We start from the raw sequence: 21,199 nt of genomic DNA, 5'->3' as shown, positions 1-21,199 counted from the left end.
ATCGCGAGATGCGTTGGATGACAGATTTACTGGAAAATGCTAAATTGCCGCCGATAACTATTTCGATAACACGTCAATAACGTGCTCACTATCCGATTTGCGGGAGTATTTCCCACGGGTAGCGCTTTGATATTTCAGGGCTGTAAAGAGTAATAATAATGAAATTACAATCTTATGATGAGTTGAAACACAGCAAATATCGGCTTTCGCTGATGCTCTTTTTGTTTTTAAATGTCGCCGTTTCGCTTTTTTGCCTGTTACCTTTTTTAGGCATAGATAGCCCGGTAAGCTCGCTGCCAGTAGGGATTGTCGCGGCTTTCAGCCTGACATTACTGACCGTTTGTCTGATGATGCCAAAACGGAAATTACCGCTATTAAATCCTGTTGCCATGATATTAGGTGCGCTCTGGGCATGGCACATTAACCACAGGTATCATCAGGTTTTTTATTTTGATGGCAGCTTTTTAATAATCAGCTTGTTAAGCGTATTTTTTGTCAGTGCCATTGCGCTCAGTGATTATTTGATCGCATTTTGTTTACACATTACGCCCCCCGTATTAACCGTATTGTTATTAGATGATGGTCAGCATTTAATGATGATCATTTTTACGATCACGCTGCCGTTGATTGGTTTCTCGCTGCATCATTTAATGCGCCGCCGCTTTGATACTTTTACCCGACGACTGGTTAGCCAGCTATATGAGGAAAAAGAGAGTTTTAGCGATTTGAGTATGCTGGATCCGCTCACTGGTTTGTATAACCGCCGTGGCCTGAAAAATCGCCTCGACACCATCCTGGAAAACCACGCGGGCAGTCATTACGTACTGCTGCTGGATATTGACCACTTCAAAGCCTACAACGACAACTACGGTCATGCGATGGGCGATCAGGCGCTGGCGCGGGTATCGGTTGCCATTCGTGATGCCGTGCGTTCACGCGATGTGGTAACACGGTATGGCGGTGAAGAGTTTCTGGTGCTGATGACCAACGTTAATGCCTCGATTGCGATGAAGCTGGCGGAGCGCATTCGTCAGTACGTAGTGGACCTCGAAATCCCGCATCGCTTTAATGAAAAGGTCTCCACTCATGTCACCATCAGTGCCGGGATCGCGCCTATTTTTGGCGATGAGTTTGACCAGGCGGTGGCAAATGCTGACCGCGCATTATACGTCGCGAAAAATCAGGGGCGTAACACCATACTCGCCTGGGAAGATTTGCCGAGGCTGACGCAAGTCAGTAATGACCTGATGTAACCGGTAGATGAGCGAAGCCATTTATCACGGAGCGGCATCGGATCCTGATAAGTGGCGCCATCCCCCTTCTTCGCTTGATGACATCTTGTTCGCATTGACAGTAACGATTATCATTTGTCTCACGATTCCCGTTATCACTCAGGACCGGCATGACCATCATTACGCGTCAGGATCATCGCTTTAGCGACCATCCTCTGATCTTTATGCAGAGCGACCGCAGCTTAGCGAGCGCACTGGAAGATCTGATGCGCGAGCAACGAAGCTACATGCTGGATAACGTCAAACTCGGCCAGGCCGCTCCCGTAGGGACCTTGACGCTGGCCGAGTGGTCCACTCCGCTGCACTATCGTCGCCTGACACAGCGCTATAGCGATTATCTCTATCGCAATCACCCTGATGTGCAACAGGAAGCCAAACCGCTGCAGTCACTTTGGGCACAATGGTATTTTGGCTTGCTGTTGCCCCCGCTGATGCTGATGTTGCTGCAGGAGCCGCGGGCATTGAAGTGCGCCCCCCATCTGATTCATGTGGAATTTCATAAAAACGGCCATCCCTGTGCTTTCTGGATTGATGTGCAAGAAGATGAAGAGGCGCGTTACCTGAGTGCACAGCAGCGCATTGACCGCCTGATTCAGCAATGCCTGATCCCGGCTGTCAACGGCATGACGCAGCACGGTGATATCAACGCCAAACTCATCTGGAACAACATGGGTTATTCGTTTTACTGGTTCCTAGGTGAACTGAAAGGCCAGTTATCCGCGCCCGTCATCACTCAGCTGGAACAGGCATTGTTCTTCACCCAGACTCTGCTGGATGGCAGCGACAATCCGCTTTATCGCACCATGATCCCGCGTCATGGCGAGATGGAACGTCGCAGTTGCTGCCAGCGCTATCGCATTCCGGACGTGGAACGCTGTGGTAACTGCACGTTAAAAGTGGTTTAACCGGCGCGCATTCTGTTACAGATTCTCTTTTTATCCCGTTTACACTTTTCCCCCCTTATGGCAGCTTTTAGGCTCTGTTTTTACCGGAGAAAAAAATGAGCCTGGAGTCGGTACGGCACTTCTTTGCCGAACATGCACCGGATATCGACATCATCGAGATGCCGGAAAGCACCGCCACGGTAGAACTGGCCGCACGCGTCCATGGCGTGATGCCGGGGCAAATCGCCAAAACCCTGTCGTTGAAAGTGAAGGATGCCATTGTGCTGATCGTCACGCGCGGTGATGCCCGCCTCGACAACCGCAAGCTGAAAGCCGCACTCGGCGCTAAGGCCCGCATGTTGAGTGTGGATGAGGTGGTGAACTGGACCGGACATCCGGTAGGCGGCGTCTGCCCCTTTGGACTGGAAAATCCGCTGACCGTTTATTGTGATGTGACCCTGCGCGGTTTTGATGAAGTGCTGCCCGCGGCAGGTTCGATTCACAGTGCAGTGCGCATTTCGCCGCAGCGCATGGCTGAGCTGACTGCGGCGAAATGGGTCGATGTCTGCGAGGCGCTTTAACGCTGTTCGCGCGCCACGGCACCGGATATTTCAATACCCCGCGTCTCTCGCCCAAAGGCGACAAACACGCAAATCAGCACCGCCACCGTACCGGCAACGATCGCCATCCCCAGGCCGTAGTTGCCGCCGTGAGCCTCGGCAATGCGTGACTGCAAGGTCGCATTGACCGAGGCAATCAGATTACCCAACTGATAAACAAAGCCCGGCAGTACCGCACGTGCATTCGCAGGCACCAGTTCGGTAAGATAGGTCGGCACTACGCCCCACGCGCCCTGCACCATAAACTGCATCAGGAACGCGCCGATGCCAATCATCCAGGATCCGCCGGAAAACGCCCACAGCGGCAACACCGGCAGCGCAAGGAAGGAGGCAAGGATAATCGCTTTCTTACGGCCAATGCGTTCTGACAGCGCACCAAAAGTAATCCCGCCCAGCATCGCCGCAATGTTGTAGCTGATGGCGATGATGCTCACGGTGTGCGGATCAAACTGATGCTGCACTTTCAGGAAAGTCGGATAGAGATCCTGGGTGCCATGGCTAAAGAAGTTAAAGCACGCCATCAGCAGCACCATGTAGATGCAGATTTTCCAGTGCTGACGAATAATCGGCAGCAGCGCCGTGCTCTCTTTACGCTCGCGTGCAGCCAGCCAGACCGGGGATTCCGGCACTTTAAAATAGATAAACGGCAGCAGCAGAATCGGCAATGCGCCAATCAGGAACATGCCGCGCCAGCCTACCGACTCGAAAAACAGTCCGAAAATGATCGATGCCAGCAAGTAGCCACAAGGGTAGCCCGCCTGGAAGATGCCGGACATCAGCCCACGCGAGCGATCCGGAATGGTTTCCATTGCCAGTGACGATGCCACGCCCCAGATGCCGCCCATCGCCACGCCGTAAATCACGCGGAAGGCGAGGAAGGCGGTGAAGTTCGGTGACCATGCAGAGAGCAGCTCAAACAGTGAGAACATCACGATATTGAGCATCAGAATCGGGCGGCGGCCATACTTCTCAGCCAGACGGCCAAAAATCAGCGCGCCAATTGGTCGAACCGCCAGCGTGAGCATAATGGCAACAGAAACATCGGAGACACTGGTGTTGAAATACTGGGCAAGATCGCTGAGTACAAACACCAGGATAAAGAAGTCGAACGCATCCAGCGTCCAGCTGGCGAAACTGGCAAACGCCACGTTTCGCTGGGTCGCAGTCCAGTTGAACATAGGGGTATCCTGTCTGATTAGCTTCCGGTTCATTGACCAGAATTTATTGGAACGTTATCCGGCGAATGATTTCGCTGGTTATTATTGTGTTAACTATTTGTATATAGCATGTCAGAAAGGGGGGCTGCGGCGGGGAATTGTCAGGGAGTGATTCGCGGTGTAAGGAAGCGTGTCATCGAGTGAAACATTGCACCGCCGTACAGCAGTGCCATCTGAAAGGGCAAATTCCTGGCGGTATGGCAGGAAGACGGGTGCGGCTCAGTGTGCCGCACCCATCTATGGGCATTCAGCGCTGCAGTTGATTAAACGCCTTCTCAATCATCTCCAGCAGCAACGGATTGTTGACGTTCTGCATCACGTGCACCAATGCCCCGGTCTGCTCCGGCACGCCAATGTCCAGGCGCAGTGGCGACCGATACCGCCAGCTCTTGCCGCGCGTTGCGCCGGCACGTAACTCAATATCGACAAAGTAATCCACCCCATCCGCCACGCGCTGATTGAGTAGCCAGGCAATCACCAGCGCGTCGTGGATCCAGCAGCCCGGCAGATGGCGAGTGCGAATCGAGTAGTCAATCCACGGGCGCAGCGTCTCGCGGACAAATTGTGGCAATGGGTGGTTGTTGGTCGTCAGACGATTAAGATCCTGATGGGTCATCAATGTTTGTGTGGTGGCATCCATTGGCACCAGCGTGATGGCTGCTCCGCTGTGCAGCACTTGATGCGCCGCTTCGGGATCCAGACCAAAGTTGGTGTCTTTGATGTAATCATCTAAAGCGAACACACCGCCCATAATCACAATTTCTGCCACGGATTCAGCCATCTGTGGATAACGCTGCAACGCCTGCGCCACATTAGTCAGAGGACCGATCGCCACCAGAGTAAATTCGCCGGGATTATCGCAAATCAGCTGGCCCATTACGCCTGCGGCATCATTGCCATCTGCCGCGAGCAACTGCGGCTTACGCACGCCCCGCCACAGTTCAGCGAGGTTCGCATCCTTGACGCCATCGAGGCGTGCGCGCCAGGGGGCGGGGTCTTCGCGGAGTGCCTGTAACGCGCCCTGCACTACGGGAATATTCAGCCCTAATCGCTGGAGTAAATCTTTGGCAACCTGCGCCCCTACCGCACTCGGCGTATTGCCAGTGACGGTAGTGATCAGTTCAACCGACAGCGAAGGTGATGCCAACGCCAGTGCCAGCGCCAGGCCGTCATCGGTGTTCGCCCCTGCAATTCCATTTCCCGGATCACAATCAATAATCAGTCTTTTCATAATGTTATAAGTTTATTTTTGTTGAGTAAGCAGGCAACCACAGGACTCACCGATTTCAAGATAGTGAGGGAACTCTGCCAGTTGGGCTTCGCCATCCCCATTTTTCAGCATGGCGATAGCGCTGCGTGCCATTTCCCGCAGCGGTTGACGTACGGTCGTCAATGTCGGGACATGGAACGCGGATTGATCGGTGCCGTTAAAGCACACCAGGGCGACATCCTGCGGCACGCGCAAACCGTGTTCAGAGAGCGCACGGATACAGCCAATCGCCTGGCCCTCATTGCTGGTAAACAGCGCGCGCGGCACCTGTCCGCTGGCAATCATACGTTTTGTGGCGTCATAACCGCCTTGTCGCGAGTAGCTGGCAGGGAAAATCAGGGCTTCATCTGCCTGCAGGCCTTTCTCTGCCATGGCATCGCGCCAGCCCTGAATACGATCCTGGGCATTCAACATCTCCAGCGGACCGCTGATCATGCCAACTTGTTGATAACCGTGGCTGAGCAGATGTTCAGTCACCTGACGCGAGGCCTCGCGCTCATTGACCCGCAACATGCTCACACCAGGACGGGGGGCAACGCGATCCAGCATCACCAGCGGTGTACCACTGGCCTGAATCACATCAATGTATGGGTGGCGATCGACACTGGTATAAAACAGGCCATCCACCTGACGATTCAGCAAGCCCTGAATCAGTTCCAGCTCACGCTTGCGATCATCTCCGGCATCCCCCAGCAGCATCACGTGGCCGTGATCCAGCGACTCCTGCAGCAGCATATGCGCCATCGAAGCCACGAAGGGGTTGCTGATATTTGGCACTACCAGGCCAAAGGTTTTGGTGCTGCCGGATGCCAATGCTCGCGCCACCGCATTCGGTCGATAGCCGGTCTGTTTAATCGCTTCCAGCACCCGCAGCCGCGTGGCTTCCGCCACCGGGCGCGGTCCGTTGTTAATCACGTAGCTCACGACTGCCACTGAGGTGCCGGCGGCTTTCGCCACATCGCTACGTGTTACATTTCCGCCTGGGGATTTCGCCAATGCTCTTGCCTCTGCATGAATGCCATTGGCCGGAATAACCGGCCAATGGCACTGTTTCACTTACAGCGTGTTGCGCGTCAGATCGCATCTTCCGGTAGATTCAGATCGCGCCCACGCGTTTCCGGTGCCACAAACGTGGTCAGAAAACCGATGGTCGCCATCGCCGAGAAGTACACGGCAATCGCCCACCAGTGTCCGGTGAGCGATAACAGCGCCGCAGCCACCAAAGGTGCTGTCCCTCCAGAAAGGATAGACCCCAGCTCTTTTGCCACCGCCATCTTGGTGTAACGGTGTTTGACACCAAACATTTCCACACCCCACGCGGCCTGCACCCCAAAAATACCGAGCGAGGCCAGCGCCATGCCTACGACCATCACCGGGATCACAATCGCCGGGTCACGGCTGTCCATCAGGCTGAATGCCGGCCAGGCGTAAATCATCAGCAGCAGACAGAAACCACGGTAGGTGATACGGCGGCCAAAGCGGTCAGACATCCAACCGGCAAACGGAATAATCAGGAAACCCAGCAGCGAGGCAATAAACACCGCCGTCGTTGGCACCGACTTATCGAGCATTAGCACTTTCGCGACATAACCGACGATAAAGCCCTGCGCCAGATAGGAAGGACCGTTTTCGCCGATACGTAAGCCGACCATCGTCCAGAACGCACGGCTGCGCTGCCAGAAACTGCGGGTATCAACCTCGGCGGCGGCATGCTGCAATGTGGCGCTACGCTCTGCCTGCAGTTGCGCCTGCTGGCGCTCAAACACCGGGGTTTCACGCAGATGGCGACGCAGCCATAACGCGACCACGGCAATCAGCACGCTACTGAGGAACGGAATACGCCATCCCCAATCCAGCAAGGTTTGTTTATCCATCTGAATCACCGCCAGCCACACCAGCGAAGCGATCAGCGTGCCACTATTCGAGCCGAGGGCAATCACGGAAGAGACCAGACCGCGACGCGCAACCGGGGCATATTCGCCCAGCATCACGGTGCCACCAGACAGTTCCGCACCGGCGCCCAACCCTTGGGTAAAGCGCAACAGCACCAGACAAGCGGGTGCCCAGACGCCGATCGTGGCGTAAGAAGGGATGAGACCAATCAAGGTTGTCGATGCGCCCATCAGGATGATGGTGGCGATCATCACGGTCTTGCGACCTTTGCGGTCACCGATCCAGCCAAACAGCAGCGCACCAATTGGACGTGCAATAAACCCGACGGACCAGGTGGCAAAACTGGAGAGCAGCGCCATAGCGGGTGTGGCATTGGGGAAAAACACATCGCCAAAGATGATGCCTACTGCCAGGCCATAGAGTGCGAAATCCGCATACTCCATTGCCGTGCCGAGCCAGCAAGAGAAGGTGGCGCGCCAGAAATCTTTGCGGCCAGAAGAGGTTTCCAGCCGCATGTCAGCAGCTGAAGAGGTGCTCAGTGAAGTTTGTTGCGAAACGGACTGATGTACCGTCATGACCTTTTCCCTGAAATAGGTGAAAACAGCAAACGCCCTTCCGTGGGACGGTTCCCTTGCAACAAGCGGAACTCCCCGGTGAAGACGTTCAGTAGGCAAACCTGGATGAAAGTCAAAAGAACTCCCTGGTGTTGGAATTCACTCATTCGCCTGTTCTCGTCGATGTTTTTTTTCATCGATCGCATTAATAAGGCAAATGTAACCACGTCATCTCAAGGCCAACTTTGTCTCTGGCACCGTGAGTTATCACTGTGGACACAGTCTATCTACGCGCGTAGATAAATCAAGTGATAAAAGTGAAAATAATTAATTTATCTTCACTATAGCTCGGGATTAGAAAGCAAAAATGGCGTTAATTCATAACATTACAGCTCATTCAAACCAACAGCAGCGCATTAACCTCAATGCAATTAACGAGCGTTGCTTATCATTAGCTGAGTTGTGGCTGATCCTTCATCGCGCTTTTTTTCGCACAAATCAGTTAAGCTTTAATGACAATTGCGAATTAATCTTAAAACCCTTTCGCCAGTGCGGTTCAGCTATCACCTGCATTACACTGGGTAAAAATCACACAGGGCGCCTATGACCATCATCCTCATGCGACACGGTAAACCTGACCATCCGGTCAGCGGGCGCTTTACTGCGCGAGCGCTGGCCGACTGGTGTGAAGGCTATGACCTGGCCGACATTTGCGACTCGCCGCCGCCGCGCAGTATGGCCATCGCTCGAATGGCCCGCGTGATCGCCTCCAGCCCGCTACCCCGCGCGCGTTCATCGCTCACGCGTCTCGGCCTGCAACCGCATGAGGTGGATGAGGTTTTCAGTGAAGTGGCCATGCCGCTGCTGCCGTTCGAACGCCTGCACCTGCCGCTGACCGTTTGGCTCGCTCTTTTGCGCCTGTTATGGTTATGCGGTTACGCCGGGCATGTGGAATCGTTGACTCATGCCCGAGCACGGGCGCGTCAGGCGGCAGATAAGTTGGTCACGTTATCAAAACAGGGAACGGTGTTACTGGTGGGGCACGGCATCATGAACAAAATGATCGCCCGGGAATTGCGTAAACGCGGCTGGCAGGCGGAAAAACATGCCAGCAGCCGCCACTGGAGCAGCGCGATTTACCATCGCCCGTTTATTTAACCCTGTTACGTCCAATCAAACGTCGCGATCAGGTGCCTGACGAACGTTGCCACAAGGAGATGCCCCGCCGTCAGTTCAACTGGAAGTAACTCAGCACCTCACAGCCTTTTCCGGCGTTCGGGGTCGCTACCACTTTCATTTGCAGCAAATCAATCACGCTCAATGTTCCATCGCCTTCATTGGCAATCAGCAGTGTTCGATTATCAGCACTAAAACAGCCATCCATCGGTTTGTTGCCGACCGGAACATCCCCCAACGGATTGAGTAAATCATCAAACAGTGTGATGAGCGGCTCCTGATCGCCAATTGCTACCAATCGCTCACCGTTGGCGCTAAAACGTACCACCTGGCAGGGCTGTTGATGGGCCGTGAGTTTAATGCGCTGGCGAATACGATGGCTTTGGCGATCGACCACATACAGTAACGGCGCGTCGGCCGCGCTAGCGACCAGATAAGGATGCTTCGGCGAGGCCGCGATACCGGAGATCGGCCCCGGCAGCAGAATGTTGTCAATGATGCGCCCTTCTGCCTCGCACAGATCCACCACCGTGATGCTGGCGTCTTCTTCGTTCTCTGTGAACAATTTACGCCCGCTGGGTGAGAGCGTCAGACGATGCGCATTGTGCGATGGCAGCTTAATCATTTTTTCCACCCTATCGGTAACGGGATCGATGACTGCCACGGCCGCACTGTTTTCACAGCAGAGGTAGACTTTGCCATCGCGGCCCAATTGGCCACTGTGGGGCGACTGCAACGGAGATAAGTCGATAAAACCGCTGATCTGGCGTTTGCGTAGATCGATCACCGCCACTTTGTGACCGGGGTGGGGATTGTCTCCATGAATGCCATCACCATAGATCGGCACATAGGCTTTATCTTGCTCAGGCAACATCAGTAGCTCATGCGGACGCGGCGGAAACGCATTCAGCTCCTGTTGCACGGCAAAGGTGTCGGGATCGAGAAACAGAACCCGATTCCCCTGCTTATCGACCGCCAGTAATCCACGGTTGTGTGGCTGCATAGTGCCTCCTTTGTGTTAACCACCTCGTCTAAGCGTAGTTAACCTGCATCAGGAAGGGGCAAATCCCTGCCAGGCCAGCGAAAAATGTAGCCGCTTTAAACCATTTGAATGCGGGGATTTTTTATCTAAGCCGCAGCCAGCGCCAAGGCCAAGTTATTTTATTAGGAATAGTCCTAATGATGATTAATTATAAAATCAGTCGGCCATTCAATTATTTCCGGGAAATTTTACCCTTAACGGATCCTTCATTTTCCGTTTTATCTGAAAGAAAAAAAAAGTCATAGCCTCTAAGGCCAAAATGCTTTATTAAGCTGATGTGAGTACTTTTTACACACAGCCGTGAGGAAACATAAGAGCGCATAAGCTGCCAGCATCAGGGAATCCTTGCCACCATAATCACAATAATCAGGTGCACCATGAATAAAAAACGTCTCCAGCCAGCGCTCGCGCTCTGGCAGAACTGGAAAAGAATCGCTTTTACCAGCCAGACATTACTGCAGAAAAAACAGCATACTGCGCTCTGCGCGCCGGAGTACGATCCTCGCGAAGAGGACAATATCGTGTTGTTTTCTGGCGAAAAGTCGCTGCCAGAAATACCGAAAAAAGTGTGGATGTATTGGGATAAGGAATATTTACCGAAATCCATGATGTTAAATATTCAAAAGCTGCGCAAAGATAATCCTGATCACGATATCTATTTGCTCAATCGATTAACGGTAAAAGAAGTTTTACCTGATTTTATTTTCACCTCAACATTATTAAGCGAACAGCAAAAAAGCGAAGTCATTCGTCTGGAACTGCTGTTGCGCTACGGCGGTATTGCCATTGATTGCAGCACGCTGTTATTTGAAGATCTCTCATGGGTACATCGTGCTCATCAAGAGCGCTGCATGGATGTGATTGGTTATTATCGTGAAAACTCCACCGTCAATTATCTGGCGCCAGTGATTGAAAACTGGTTTCTGGCGGCGGCTCCGAATAACCCGTTTATTCGTGAATGGCAGAAGCAATACGCCCCCATCAAACATCTGGGTGAGCAGAATTATTTCAACGAGCTCAACAAGCGCGATGACTTTTCACTCCTGACCCAGAAAATTGATCAACCTCAGCAGCAGTTGGGTTCACTGGCACAACAGGCGGCGATGCGGGGATATCGTCGGGTGAATCTCTATCTGCGCAAGTGTGAAGCCAACGCTTACTATTATCAGCGTTTGAGCGGCTGGAAAAGCGAGGCGTTTGCACATGCCATCCTGTTCAACCAGCGTCCTATGACACCACCACCGGTGATTAAGCTCAGCGGTAACGAACAGATGCACCTCGACTTCAACCTGCGTTTAGGCAATTACAACCGCAGCAGCCTGCTGGGTGAGATGATGCAGCCGCATGCGGCGATGGCGTTGGCTTCACCCATCAACAAAGCGCGCGCGTAGCCAGTGGATAAAGGTGGTCACCGCCCGTGGCACCTGTGCCGCATACGGGCGTACCACCCACAGCCGATCGGCAAAAGCATCCACGGTTTGCCACTGCGGCAGAACCTGTCGCAACGTGCCTGCTGCCAGCGCCGCCGCGGCGCTGAAATCGGGCAGCATGGCAATGCCCAGCCCTTGCAACGCGGCATCGCGGATTGATTCGCTGTTATTGGTGGCAAAATTACCCTGAATTTTCACCTGCACGGATTCACTGCCGCCACTCACCGGGCGGAAACGCCATTGTGGCGATTCCAGACCACGCGGGTAGTAGAGGCAGTTATGTTGCTGCAACGATTCTGGCACCTGAGGCACACCGTTTTGCGCCAGATAAGCCGGCGAGGCCACTAACAGCGCGCGCGTCTCACACAGCGGCAACGCCACATGGGTTTCGGGCAATGTCTGGCTGTGGCGGATGGCGAGATCAAATCCTTCACTGCCTAACGACACTAAGCGATCGGTAACGTCCAACTGCAGCCGCACCTGCGGATACTCTCGCAAAAAATCACCGATAATCGGCACCAGCTGCTGACGTGCAAATGCCACCGGCGCGCTGACACGCACCAGGCCGCGAACTGGCCCGGCTTCATCACGTACGCTGAAAAAGCTTTGGGCGATGCGCGCGAAAGGATCGCGCAACTCATCCACCAGCTTCTCGCCCGCCGAGGTCAGACGCACGCTGCGCGTGGTGCGCTGCACCAGTGACACCCCCGCCATCTCTTCCAACTCTTTAATCTTTTGGCTCATGGCCGCTTTGCTGACATCTAATCGTTCAGCTGCACGAGTAAAACTGCCCAGTTCAGCCAGTACCGTTAGCCAGTGCAAATGCACCCAGAGCGCATCAGTTTTGATTTCTTTCATATGGATTGTTCAAAATAATAAATAATCATTTCAACCAGCGCGCTTTTTCTTTCCTGCAGCAAGCGGCAGCATAAAGCCACATCCTACTCTTATCTTGTGAGCAAAAACGAGGGTTTATTTATGCCGTTACTGACTTTTGATGTGATTCAGGGCCGTTCTGAATCAGAAATTCGTACCTTACTGGACGCCGCGCACCGCGCGGTATTAACCGCGTTCAAAGTACCCGCGCGGGATCGCTATCAGATTGTTCATGAGAATAAACGCTATCAAATGGTGTTTCAGGATACCGGGCTGGGTTTCGAGCGGACCGATAACCTGGTGATGGTGCGCGTGTACACCAGCCCAAGAAGCGAAGAACAGAAAACGCTCTTCATGGCAGAGTTAGCGCGCGAGTTGCAGGAAAATTGTGGCGTGCAGGGCAACGATCTGATGATCAGTTTTATCACTAACAGCAAAGGCGACTGGAGCTTTGCCGACGGCGAAGCGCAGTATCTGACTGGTAAGCTCTAATCCCTCCTCGCCCCTCGCTGGCAGCGACGCGTGCGTTGCTGCCAGGTCAAACCATAGTCAATATAAACCTGCCTTAAACGGATCGGAACCCGCCGCACAATTCTGTGTGGTTATGTTGCAGCACTGTGACAGCCCATATAAATTGACGCATAACCCCTAAAGAGGGCCGAGGGCGCAGGGATGGCGTCACTAATTTATGTGAGGATCAAACCTTGTCCGAGTTGGTTTCGGTTGTACTCTTTTTAGCGGCAATCGCCGTTTACTCCTGTAAAGCCGGGCGAAATAAATTCTGGTTTATCCTGATCTTAGTGCTGCTCACGCTGTTTATCGTGCTCAATGCCACGCTGTTTGCCAGCAACTATTTTACCGGCGATGGCATCACCGATGCGGTGCTGTATACCCTGACCAACAGCCTGACAGGTGCCGGCGTCAGTAAATATGTGGTGCCCGCCATTGGATTAATCATTGGCCTGTTTTTGCTGTTTTGCCTGCTTTCCTGGCTGCTACGCCGCCGTAGACGGCCGCATCATTTAGGCTGGAGTTTACTGGCTATCGCCTGCGCGGCAGGTTCGGTGCAAACCACACCTGCTTTTCGTCAGGTGAAAGATCTTATTGCCTCGCACTCACGTCTGGCCGACTCTGATTTCGATAAATATTATAAGACGCCCAATAAAACCATTCCCGAACCCAAACTTAACCTGGTGTACATCTACGGTGAGAGCCTTGAACGCACCTATTTTGATCAAGATGTTTTCCCCGGACTCGCGCCGGAACTGAGTCGCGAAAAAGACCAGAGCATCGATTTCAGTGAAACCGAACAGTTGCCAGGCACCTATTACACCATCGCGGGGATGGTGGCTTCGCAATGCGGTATTCCCCTGTTTGCGCCTTTTGATGGCAACGCCTCGGCCTCGCTTTCCAGCTTCTACCCACAGAATATTTGCCTCGGCGATATCCTGAAGAACTCCGGTTATGAAAACTGGTTTATTCAGGGCGCGGATTTACGCTTTGCGGGCAAGGACACCTTCCTGCTGTCACACGGCTTTTCGCCCGCACATATGTATGGTTCAGAAGAGTTAAAGAGCCGGGTTGCCGATCCTGGCTACCGCAACAACTGGGGTTTTTACGATGACACGGTGATGGATGAAGTGTTTGAGAAGTATGAAGAACTTTCACGTCAGCAAAAGCGATTTGCCTTATTTACCCTGACGGTGGACACCCATCATCCTGACGGCTTTATCTCGCGCAGCTGTCAGCGTAAAAGTTACAGCTACAATGGAAAACCCAATCAATCCTTCAGCGCTGTGGCATGCTCACAAGAGCATGTCGCGCGTTTGATTGCGCGTATCAAAGCGTCGCCCTGGTTTAAAAACACCATCATCGTGGTCAGTTCGGATCATCTGGCCATGAATAACACTGCGCATCAGTATCTGATTAAGCAGCCGCGCCGCGATCTGTTTATGGTGATTCGTGGTGACGAGCCACAGGCGGAAGTGCTGGATGGCAAACGCAGCACCCTGGATAACGGTGCCACGGTGCTGGATATTCTGGGTGGTGATAAGGCAATTGGACTCGGCCGCAGCGGCCTCTCTTCAACATCTTTATCGGCTCAGTTTGAAGACATGGCGCAGAAGGTGACGGCATGGAAAGCCGATATCATTCAGCTGTGGAAATTCCCCAGTAAGATGGATGTCTTCACCATCGATCAGCCCAAAAACACCTTCAGCTTCTCGGGATCAACCTTCAAATTGCCGATTCTGTTCCGCGTCGGGCAGGATCGCGTCGAGCCACTGCCAGAAGGCGAATATTCTGCTCCACTGCGCTACCAGCTCGCGGACTTTACCGCCTCGGATAAATTCGTCTGGGTCGATCGCTGCTTCAAGATGGGCCGCTTATGGCAACCTGATTTGGCCCTCTCTACCGATCTCTGTGTCGCCATGGGCCAGATGGGCGCAAAACCGACGGTAACGCGCATCGATAAACCGCAGTGGAAGGGCAAAGCGCAATTCCCGAAAGTCGAGGTGAGTGCCGCGACTTATCAACTTAACGAGCAGCAGATTCGCGTGGAAGATAATGCGATTCGCTATAACGCCGACAGCTTCCTGCTGACCGTGCCTGGCGCCCCCACTGGCGTGAAAGGTTTCACCGGGATTTCACGGCCCGAGAGCTGGGGAAGATGGTCGAATGCCAATCTGGCACCGGAAGTGAACATCGAATATGTCGATCCGTTGCCCGCCCGTTTTGATCTGGTGATCACCGCACGCGCCTATGGCCCTAATGCGCATCGGCCCATCCCGGTGCGCGTCGGTGATGAGGAGCAGAGACTGAATCTCGGTGATGAATTCTCTACCACCACGCTGCACTTCAGTAACCCCAACGGCAGCCACAATTTGGTTATCGCACCGCCGGAGCCCCAGCCCTCCAACGATGGCAACATCACGGGCCAGGACCCGCGTAAATTGGGTATCGGTATGGTAGAGATAAAAATAATTCCACAGCCCTAACGCGAACTATTTCTTTCACAAACCAAGGCCTGCCTGTGCGCAGGCCTTTTTATTAGCCATTCACGTTACTCATTGTAAGCATTGATTTTTTCCGAGGTAGCGCGCAAAATCCATATTGTCACATTGAGAAACTATCACCCTCTGGATACGCTTGCTTCTTCATGGAACGACACCAGAGGAAATAAGGATGATATTGACAATGCTTAACACTCATAAAGCCTATAAAGCCTTGCAGGACGCGGGCGTTGCGGACAAGCAGGCCGAAGTCATGGTGGATATTTTTGCTGACATGCAGCAAGAAAATGCCTTAACCAAATTCGACTTGTCGCAAGCAACGGAAATCTTAGTACGAGAACAAAGAGCGACTAATCAGCGCATTGATTCTCTTGAAGGGCGTGTTGACAAGTTCGAAACGGAGGTCAATCAGCGATTTGACAAAATCGATGCAAGGTTTGACAAAATCGATGTGAAATTTCAAAAGATCGATGAAAGATTCGACAAAATCGATGTGAAATTTCAAAAGATCGATGAAAGATTCGACAAAATCGATGTGAAATTTCAAAAGATCGATGAAAGATTCGACAAAATCGATATGAAATTTGAAAAGATCGATGAAAGATTTGAAAAGATCGATGCAAAATTTGAAAAAATAGATGAAAAGTTTGAAAAGATCGACCAGCGGTTTGAGAAAATCGATGAAAAACTCAGCCAGCACGATGCTAAATTTAACGAATTAGATCAACGCATGCAGATTGGTTTTACCGAGCTAAAACAAGACAATGTCTGGATGAGACGCATAATGTTCACTATCGCCACCACAATGATCGCGTTTACCACCAAATATCTGTTAAGCAACTGAGCCGGGTATCCCGCCCGGCTGTCAACATGCTATTAACGCTGCGCCTGCAACTTTGCGCGCTGCGTTCCATCCTCATTGAAATTGTCTGCTGCCAGCCAGCGCTCAAAGGCCTGTTTCAACTGTGGCCACTCTCCATCAATAATGGAGAACCAGCAGGTGTCACGGCTGCGGCCTTTGTACACGATGGCCTGACGAAAAGTGCCTTCAAATTGGAAACCTAACCGCAATGCTGCCTGGCGTGAGGGCTGGTTGCAGCTATCGCACTTCCATTCGTAGCGACGATAACCCAATTGCTCCAGTGCGTAGCGCATCAACAAATAGTGCGCTTCCGTTGCCATACGGGTTTGCTTGAGCAGCGGCGAAAAAGCCACATGCCCGATTTCGATTGAACCGTGCGTGGTATCGATGCGCATCAGCGCCAACGTTCCGACGGCACGCTGAGTCTGCAGGTCAATCACCGCGAAATGCATCGGATCGCGACCCTGCTCGATCTTGCTGGCATAGGCCAGATAAGCATCCTCATCGGTGAAAGGCTCAGCAAACATATAGGTCCAGTCACGCCCGTCGCTGGCCTGCGCATAGGCAGCATAGAGTTCGCGCCCATGGCGTTCAGCACTGAGTGGTTCCAGTCGGCAGTAGTGGCCGGTAAAGGTCTCATAAGCGGGCCAACTGCGCGATTGCCACTCTGGCAAAGGTGCGCCTACCGGTTGTCCGTACTGGTTAGTGTGTTGCGTCATCGCTCAATTCCTTTGTCAGAGAATACCTGTTGCACAGCGTGCCAGTTCGCTGGCATGTTAAAAAGCACCACATTCAGTGAAATTTATGGATCCACGAAGAATCATAATGAATGATAGTGAATTGCACAGCCTGCTACTGGCACCGTTACTTCCCGAGGGCGCACTTACGCTACAGCAGCAGCTGTTACAACGCATTAAACAAGCCATTCTGACAGGCGCACTCTCCGCAGGAACGCCTTTGCCCTCAACACGTCAACTGGCTGCCGACCTTGAGGTGTCACGCAATACCGTAACCGGCGTCTGGGCACAGCTTCAGGCCGAAGGCTTTTTGATTAGCGATCGTCAGGGCAGCCGCATCAGTCCTTTCGCGCAACCGCCATCCTCCCCTAATCACGACGTCAGCGCTAGTGACCTTCTGTTACCGCCAAGAGTGGCGCAGCTTCGCTCCAACCACCGCCCCCTAAGCCAGGAGATGGCGCTGCGGCCCGGTGTTCCCGCGCTGGCACACTTCCCGCTGGCCCAGTGGCGACGAACGCTTAATCGCGTGATGCAGCATCAGCCACAGCAGCTCCTCGGCTACGGTGATCCGCTCGGCGAGCCTGCTCTGCGTGCCGCACTGGCCCAACATCTGGCACTGGCGCGCGGCGTCCGCTGCACACCGGAGCAAATCGTCATTACCGAAGGCGCGCAGCAGGCGCTGACGTTGTGCGTGTCTCTTCTAAGCCAGCGCGGCGACATAGGTTGGGTGGAAGAGCCGGGCTATCGCGGAGCAAAAGCCGCCATGCGCCTTGGGGATATGCGCGTTGAGCCTATTCAGGTGGATGCACAAGGCCTGGCTCCGCAAACCCGTGACTGGCAACAGCGCCCGCCGCGGCTGATCTACAACACCCCAACTCATCAATATCCTACAGGCGTGGTGATGAGCGCGCCTCGTCGTATGGCTCTTCTCGCCACAGCGCGCCAACATCAGTCATGGATTATAGAAGACGACTACGACAGTGATTTCCGTTACAGCGGCGAACCGATCGCTGCGATGCAAGGCATGATGCAGCCATCATCGGTGATTTATGTGGGATCGTTCAGTAAAACGCTGTTTCCGGCACTTCGCATTGGATTTATGGTGCTGCCGCCCCAGCTATTGGCCCTGTTACGTCCGGCCTTGCATGAGTTACTGCGCGGGGGAAATCGCCCCGAACAGCAAGCGCTGGCCCAGTTTATTCACAGCGGGGACTACAGCCGTCATCTGAGCAAAATGCGTCGCCTCTATCGGCAGCGTCAAACCAGCTTGCGCGAAGCACTGTTGCTAACCCTGGGGACGCAGACGTCGTTGCTGGGCGGCGAGTGCGGCATGCATCTGGTATTGCGCCTGGCTGATACACAACAAGATGCAGAAGTGGTGGAGAGGCTGATGGCCAGCGGCTATGCGCCCGGTGCACTGTCGGGGTTTTATCTGGGAGAGGAAAAGCAGCAAGGGTTGGTGCTCGGGTATGGCAACAGCAGTACCAGTCAAATCATTGCCGGCGTCGCGCGCATCGCGCAATGCCTGGACGTGAAGTAGCGGCGGCCTGATAGCCGCCGCGACAAAGGATTAACCTTTGAAGAAGATGTCGCCAGATTTACCCATCACAATCTTGCCGCTGTCGTCGGTGATCAGGATGTAGTTGGCATTGATATAAGCCCAGTGTGTACCAGGCTGCGGTGCTGGCAGGTGGCGTGGCTGCCACTCCACAATGGTGTACTGCTTTTTACGATACTCATCGGGTACCACATCACCGACTTTGTACTCTTTGTAGTCGATAATGATGGTATTCAGATCGTAATTATTTTGCCCGGCAGGGGCATCTTGCATCCCGTTCTGCGATGGGCGAATCGGTGCCACATCACCGCTGGATTCGGCTGGTTCATTGCTGGCCGGGGCATCCACTGCCGGAGCCTGAGTTTGTGCGTCGGGTGCGGTCTGCTGCACCTGAGGTGGCGGTGGTACGTTATCCGTTTGCTCGCCTTCAGCCAGTGCGGCTGGAGTCAGGCTCAAAGCGCCCAGAAAAATTCCTGCAGAAAGAAGGGTGACGTGTGTCCTGCGCATTGGTGATTTCCACTCTGGTTAATTATTAACTGTCCAATTTACTGACAAGTGCAGCACGCACAAGGTTCCCCCGGCGCGTTTTGCGCGTCAAATTTCGCTGCACAGCATACCTCAGCAAAAGCGACTTTTGGCGCAGTAAAATTGCAAGCAACCATGTTCGCTACTCTGCCTGATTCTTCTGTGCCAGATCCATCAACAGAGCAATACCCAGATAGTTGCTCCAGTTAAAGGCGTTCTGCAGCACCACAATGGCATTGCCATTTTGCTTATCAAATCCGATAAAGCTGGAGTAACCGCCAATGTAACCCACCTGGTAAGTGATTTTCTGATCACCATAGGTGTCTGTTACCCAGGCAATATTCTGAGACTGATTGCCATGTTGCTCGTAACCGTGATTGACCTGCGCAAAAGCCGCATTGATGGGTGCGCTGGCGTCATTGTGCAGATGCGCATCCAGGTAGTGGATTAAATCACGTGCGTTGCTATACAAACTGGCGGCGGCCACCATGTTATTGCTGAATGCCCAATCCGGCGTCAACTCACCACGCGGAATCAGCTTTGGCTGGTCGCCCGCATGGCCCAGCGCACGCATCGGATAGCCACGCAGGCTTTGTGGTTTGAAGCTGCTGCTGGTCATGCCCAGGGGTTGGAACAGATTGCGTTGCGCCAGGCTTTCGATGCCCTGATGCAGACGGTGCTTCAGAATATAGCCGAGCAGCGCATAGCCCAGATTGGAATACTGCGCCGCGGGTTTTGCTGGTGCGTCAAAATCAGCCAGATAGCTCAGCACTGCATCGCTATCGAGGTTGCCGTAAAAATTCTCACCGCTGCGCAGATACGCCATAAATTTCATAAACATCGGTTAATCCATATCCTGACGCGGCAGGCCAGAGGTGTGCGTGACCAGTTGCAGCAGCGTGATGCGTTTTGCATCTTCACTGAGCGGCACCTCCGGCGGCAGCAGCGTAGCAAGCGTATCGTTCCAGCGCAGCTCACCGCGATCCACCAGCTCAATGATCACCTCCGCCGTTATGCCTTTGCTGAGCGATCCAAGCGCAAACAACGTATCGGGTGTGATCGGATAACGGTGTACCGCATCAGTGACGCCAAAACTATAAAACTGCGCAGGCTGGCGCTGATGGATAATCGCAATGCTGATGCCCGACACCTGCTTTTGCTGCATGTAATGCTGCACGATGTCATCGACGTTTTCATTGAAGGTCGCATGGGAGAGATAGACTTTATCGCCGACCGGCGCAGAAGTTTGTGACAGCGTGCCACAGGCGCTCAATAGCAAACTGAAGCACAACAGCAGCGATCGCGGAATGATGCAGAGCATCACCGATTATTCCTGGTGAAAGTTTTCATAGCAATTAATTTTTAAGATATTTTTTATTTTTAGCAAAAAGTGCGATGGGTGTTTGTGGCGAAATATAACACAGAAGAGGTGAATCGCCACCTGCCAGAAACAGGTGGCGAGGCGGGATTATGGGTTGACCGGAATCACCGAACCTTGATAGTGCTGGTTGATAAATTCAGCAGTTTGCTTTGACTCCAGATCTTTGGCTAATTCGAGAATCCGCGGATCATGGGCCAGTTTTGGCGTCGTCACCAGCACGTTCGCATACGGATTATCTTTTGCCTGCTCCAGCGCCAGCGCATCTTTCGATGGCACTAACCCCGCCTGCAACGCGTAGTTACCGTTAATGATCGCCAGTTGCGCATCATCCAGTGCACGCGGCAGCTGTGGCGCTTCGATTTCAATGATCTTGAGGTGATGCGGATTGTCACTGATGTCTGCCGTCGTCACCAGTGAACTGGCGTTGCTGCCCTTGAGCTTAATCAGACCGCTATCCTGCAGCAGATACAGCGCACGGCTGAGGTTCGTGACATTATTGGGCACCGCGACCTGCGCGCCATCAGGCAGATCTTTCAGGGATTTCACTTTATGCGAGTAAATACCCAACGGCTCAATATGCACCGTCGCCACCACTGCAAATTTCTCCCCCAACGCTTTTTCTTGATCGCGCAAATAAGGCACATGCTGGAAGTAGTTTGCATCCACATCGCCGCGCGCTAACAGTTCATTGGCGTTAAGATTTCCGTTGAGCTCAATCACCTTCAGATCGAGCTTTTTATCGGTTTGTTTGATGTGGTTGAGGATTTCGCTGTGCGGCACCGGATCGGCCGCCACACGCAAGGCAGCTGCCGAAGCATAAGTGCTGAATACCGAGAGCAGTACCAGGGTTGCTATCACCTTTTTAGTCATG

General features: G+C 53.2%; 18 protein-coding genes and 1 pseudogene. 9 read left to right on the top strand and 10 right to left on the bottom strand.

Going from position 1 to position 21,199, the window contains the following annotated elements:
• The first annotated feature begins 158 nt into the window (after positions 1–158).
• The 3 genes from FD737_RS15765 to FD737_RS15755 all read left to right on the top strand — a co-directional run bounded on the left by FD737_RS15765 (position 159) and on the right by FD737_RS15755 (position 2,757).
• The gene (locus tag FD737_RS15765; RefSeq protein WP_160833972.1) at positions 159–1,253 is read left to right on the top strand and encodes a diguanylate cyclase; all 1,095 of its coding nucleotides are present in this window, start codon (positions 159–161) and stop codon (positions 1,251–1,253) included.
• Between the two features lie 149 nt (positions 1,254–1,402).
• Positions 1,403–2,197, top strand: coding sequence for a siderophore-iron reductase FhuF (fhuF, locus tag FD737_RS15760; RefSeq protein ID WP_160833971.1), 795 nt, complete (start codon positions 1,403–1,405; stop codon positions 2,195–2,197).
• A 95-nt stretch (positions 2,198–2,292) separates the two neighbouring features.
• On the top strand, positions 2,293–2,757 hold the full coding sequence (locus FD737_RS15755) for a YbaK/EbsC family protein (protein ID WP_034826269.1): 465 nt from the start codon (positions 2,293–2,295) through the stop codon (positions 2,755–2,757).
• Here FD737_RS15755 and FD737_RS15750 read toward each other — a convergent pair.
• From FD737_RS15750 to FD737_RS15735, 4 genes are all read right to left on the bottom strand, one after another.
• On the bottom strand, positions 2,754–4,007 hold the full coding sequence (locus FD737_RS15750) for an MFS transporter (protein WP_176505764.1): 1,254 nt from the start codon (positions 4,005–4,007) through the stop codon (positions 2,754–2,756). The genes FD737_RS15755 and FD737_RS15750 overlap by 4 nt on opposite strands.
• A 253-nt stretch (positions 4,008–4,260) precedes the next feature.
• Positions 4,261–5,244, bottom strand: a complete 984-nt coding sequence (locus FD737_RS15745) for a nucleoside hydrolase (RefSeq protein WP_160833970.1) — start codon at positions 5,242–5,244, stop codon at positions 4,261–4,263.
• 12 nt (positions 5,245–5,256) lie between these two features.
• A complete protein-coding gene (locus FD737_RS15740; protein WP_058959396.1) occupies positions 5,257–6,279 on the bottom strand; it encodes a LacI family DNA-binding transcriptional regulator in 1,023 nt (340 codons plus the stop codon).
• Between the two features lie 77 nt (positions 6,280–6,356).
• Positions 6,357–7,751, bottom strand: a complete 1,395-nt coding sequence (locus FD737_RS15735; RefSeq protein ID WP_160833969.1) for an MFS transporter — start codon at positions 7,749–7,751, stop codon at positions 6,357–6,359.
• A 582-nt stretch (positions 7,752–8,333) separates the two neighbouring features.
• Here FD737_RS15735 and FD737_RS15730 point away from each other — a divergent pair.
• A complete protein-coding gene (locus FD737_RS15730) occupies positions 8,334–8,888 on the top strand; it encodes a histidine phosphatase family protein (protein ID WP_097118285.1) in 555 nt (184 codons plus the stop codon).
• Between the two features lie 70 nt (positions 8,889–8,958).
• Here FD737_RS15730 and FD737_RS15725 read toward each other — a convergent pair whose 3' ends face one another.
• Positions 8,959–9,909, bottom strand: coding sequence for a YncE family protein (locus FD737_RS15725; RefSeq protein WP_160833968.1), 951 nt, complete (start codon positions 9,907–9,909; stop codon positions 8,959–8,961).
• A 416-nt stretch (positions 9,910–10,325) separates the two neighbouring features.
• On the opposite strand from FD737_RS15725, the gene FD737_RS15720 reads away from it, so the two are divergent.
• The gene (locus tag FD737_RS15720) at positions 10,326–11,339 is read left to right on the top strand and encodes a glycosyltransferase family 32 protein (protein WP_160833967.1); all 1,014 of its coding nucleotides are present in this window, start codon (positions 10,326–10,328) and stop codon (positions 11,337–11,339) included.
• On the opposite strand, the gene FD737_RS15715 is transcribed toward FD737_RS15720, so the two are convergent.
• Positions 11,313–12,236, bottom strand: coding sequence for a LysR family transcriptional regulator (locus FD737_RS15715; RefSeq protein WP_160833966.1), 924 nt, complete (start codon positions 12,234–12,236; stop codon positions 11,313–11,315). The two genes, FD737_RS15720 and FD737_RS15715, sit on opposite strands and share 27 nt — an antisense overlap.
• Positions 12,237–12,356: 120 nt before the next feature.
• Here FD737_RS15715 and FD737_RS15710 point away from each other — a divergent pair, with 120 nt between their 5' ends.
• From FD737_RS15710 to FD737_RS15700, 3 genes are all read left to right on the top strand, one after another.
• Complete coding sequence (locus tag FD737_RS15710) at positions 12,357–12,746, top strand: tautomerase family protein (protein ID WP_034826287.1); 390 nt, start codon at positions 12,357–12,359, stop codon at positions 12,744–12,746.
• Positions 12,747–12,958: 212 nt separating this feature from the next.
• A complete protein-coding gene (gene opgB / locus FD737_RS15705; protein WP_160833965.1) occupies positions 12,959–15,250 on the top strand; it encodes a phosphatidylglycerol--membrane-oligosaccharide glycerophosphotransferase in 2,292 nt (763 codons plus the stop codon).
• 199 nt (positions 15,251–15,449) lie between these two features.
• Positions 15,450–16,109 carry a hypothetical protein gene (locus FD737_RS15700; protein WP_160833964.1) on the top strand — a complete coding sequence of 220 codons (660 nt, stop codon included), beginning with the start codon at positions 15,450–15,452 and terminating at the stop codon, positions 16,107–16,109.
• Positions 16,110–16,141: 32 nt separating this feature from the next.
• Here the strand turns inward: FD737_RS15700 and FD737_RS15695 are convergent, their stop codons facing one another.
• Positions 16,142–16,846 carry a GNAT family N-acetyltransferase gene (locus tag FD737_RS15695; protein WP_160833963.1) on the bottom strand — a complete coding sequence of 235 codons (705 nt, stop codon included), beginning with the start codon at positions 16,844–16,846 and terminating at the stop codon, positions 16,142–16,144.
• Between the two features lie 106 nt (positions 16,847–16,952).
• On the opposite strand from FD737_RS15695, the gene FD737_RS15690 reads away from it, so the two are divergent.
• Positions 16,953–18,404 (top strand): PLP-dependent aminotransferase family protein, encoded by a 1,452-nt coding sequence (locus tag FD737_RS15690; protein WP_160833962.1) that lies wholly within the window; start codon positions 16,953–16,955, stop codon positions 18,402–18,404.
• A 30-nt stretch (positions 18,405–18,434) separates the two neighbouring features.
• Here the strand turns inward: FD737_RS15690 and FD737_RS15685 are convergent, their stop codons facing one another.
• The 3 genes and pseudogenes from FD737_RS15685 to FD737_RS15675 form a co-directional block, all read right to left on the bottom strand.
• Positions 18,435–18,929: an RcnB family protein gene (locus FD737_RS15685; RefSeq protein WP_034826295.1), complete on the bottom strand. Its 495-nt coding sequence runs from the start codon at positions 18,927–18,929 to the stop codon at positions 18,435–18,437.
• A 160-nt stretch (positions 18,930–19,089) separates the two neighbouring features.
• A pseudogene (locus tag FD737_RS15680) lies at positions 19,090–20,268 on the bottom strand (serine hydrolase domain-containing protein).
• Positions 20,269–20,415: 147 nt separating this feature from the next.
• On the bottom strand, positions 20,416–21,198 hold the full coding sequence (locus FD737_RS15675) for a MetQ/NlpA family ABC transporter substrate-binding protein (protein WP_160833961.1): 783 nt from the start codon (positions 21,196–21,198) through the stop codon (positions 20,416–20,418).
• Position 21,199: the final 1 nt, after the last annotated feature.

Origin of the sequence: Pantoea sp. Seng (assembly GCF_009829935.1) — a bacterium.
Classification (GTDB): domain Bacteria; phylum Pseudomonadota; class Gammaproteobacteria; order Enterobacterales; family Enterobacteriaceae; genus Pantoea; species Pantoea communis.
The sequence above is the reverse complement of the archived record's forward strand: the minus strand, read 5'-3'. Positions and strand labels throughout refer to the sequence as shown.

What these genes read in the sequence shown, in the direction of transcription:
- FD737_RS15700 (WP_160833964.1), top strand. Translation starts at nt 15,450, where the DNA reads ATGCTTAACACTCATAAAGCCTATAAAGCCTTGCAGGACGCGGGCGTT.
- FD737_RS15715 (WP_160833966.1), bottom strand. Translation starts at nt 12,236, where the DNA reads ATGAAAGAAATCAAAACTGATGCGCTCTGGGTGCATTTGCACTGGCTA.
- FD737_RS15765 (WP_160833972.1), top strand. Translation starts at nt 159, where the DNA reads ATGAAATTACAATCTTATGATGAGTTGAAACACAGCAAATATCGGCTT.
- FD737_RS15725 (WP_160833968.1), bottom strand. Translation starts at nt 9,909, where the DNA reads ATGCAGCCACACAACCGTGGATTACTGGCGGTCGATAAGCAGGGGAAT.
- FD737_RS15690 (WP_160833962.1), top strand. Translation starts at nt 16,953, where the DNA reads ATGAATGATAGTGAATTGCACAGCCTGCTACTGGCACCGTTACTTCCC.
- FD737_RS15685 (WP_034826295.1), bottom strand. Translation starts at nt 18,929, where the DNA reads ATGCGCAGGACACACGTCACCCTTCTTTCTGCAGGAATTTTTCTGGGC.
- FD737_RS15710 (WP_034826287.1), top strand. Translation starts at nt 12,357, where the DNA reads ATGCCGTTACTGACTTTTGATGTGATTCAGGGCCGTTCTGAATCAGAA.
- FD737_RS15735 (WP_160833969.1), bottom strand. Translation starts at nt 7,751, where the DNA reads ATGACGGTACATCAGTCCGTTTCGCAACAAACTTCACTGAGCACCTCT.
- FD737_RS15750 (WP_176505764.1), bottom strand. Translation starts at nt 4,007, where the DNA reads ATGAACCGGAAGCTAATCAGACAGGATACCCCTATGTTCAACTGGACT.
- FD737_RS15745 (WP_160833970.1), bottom strand. Translation starts at nt 5,244, where the DNA reads ATGAAAAGACTGATTATTGATTGTGATCCGGGAAATGGAATTGCAGGG.
- FD737_RS15675 (WP_160833961.1), bottom strand. Translation starts at nt 21,198, where the DNA reads ATGACTAAAAAGGTGATAGCAACCCTGGTACTGCTCTCGGTATTCAGC.
- FD737_RS15695 (WP_160833963.1), bottom strand. Translation starts at nt 16,846, where the DNA reads ATGACGCAACACACTAACCAGTACGGACAACCGGTAGGCGCACCTTTG.
- FD737_RS15730 (WP_097118285.1), top strand. Translation starts at nt 8,334, where the DNA reads ATGACCATCATCCTCATGCGACACGGTAAACCTGACCATCCGGTCAGC.
- fhuF (WP_160833971.1), top strand. Translation starts at nt 1,403, where the DNA reads ATGACCATCATTACGCGTCAGGATCATCGCTTTAGCGACCATCCTCTG.
- FD737_RS15720 (WP_160833967.1), top strand. Translation starts at nt 10,326, where the DNA reads ATGAATAAAAAACGTCTCCAGCCAGCGCTCGCGCTCTGGCAGAACTGG.
- FD737_RS15755 (WP_034826269.1), top strand. Translation starts at nt 2,293, where the DNA reads ATGAGCCTGGAGTCGGTACGGCACTTCTTTGCCGAACATGCACCGGAT.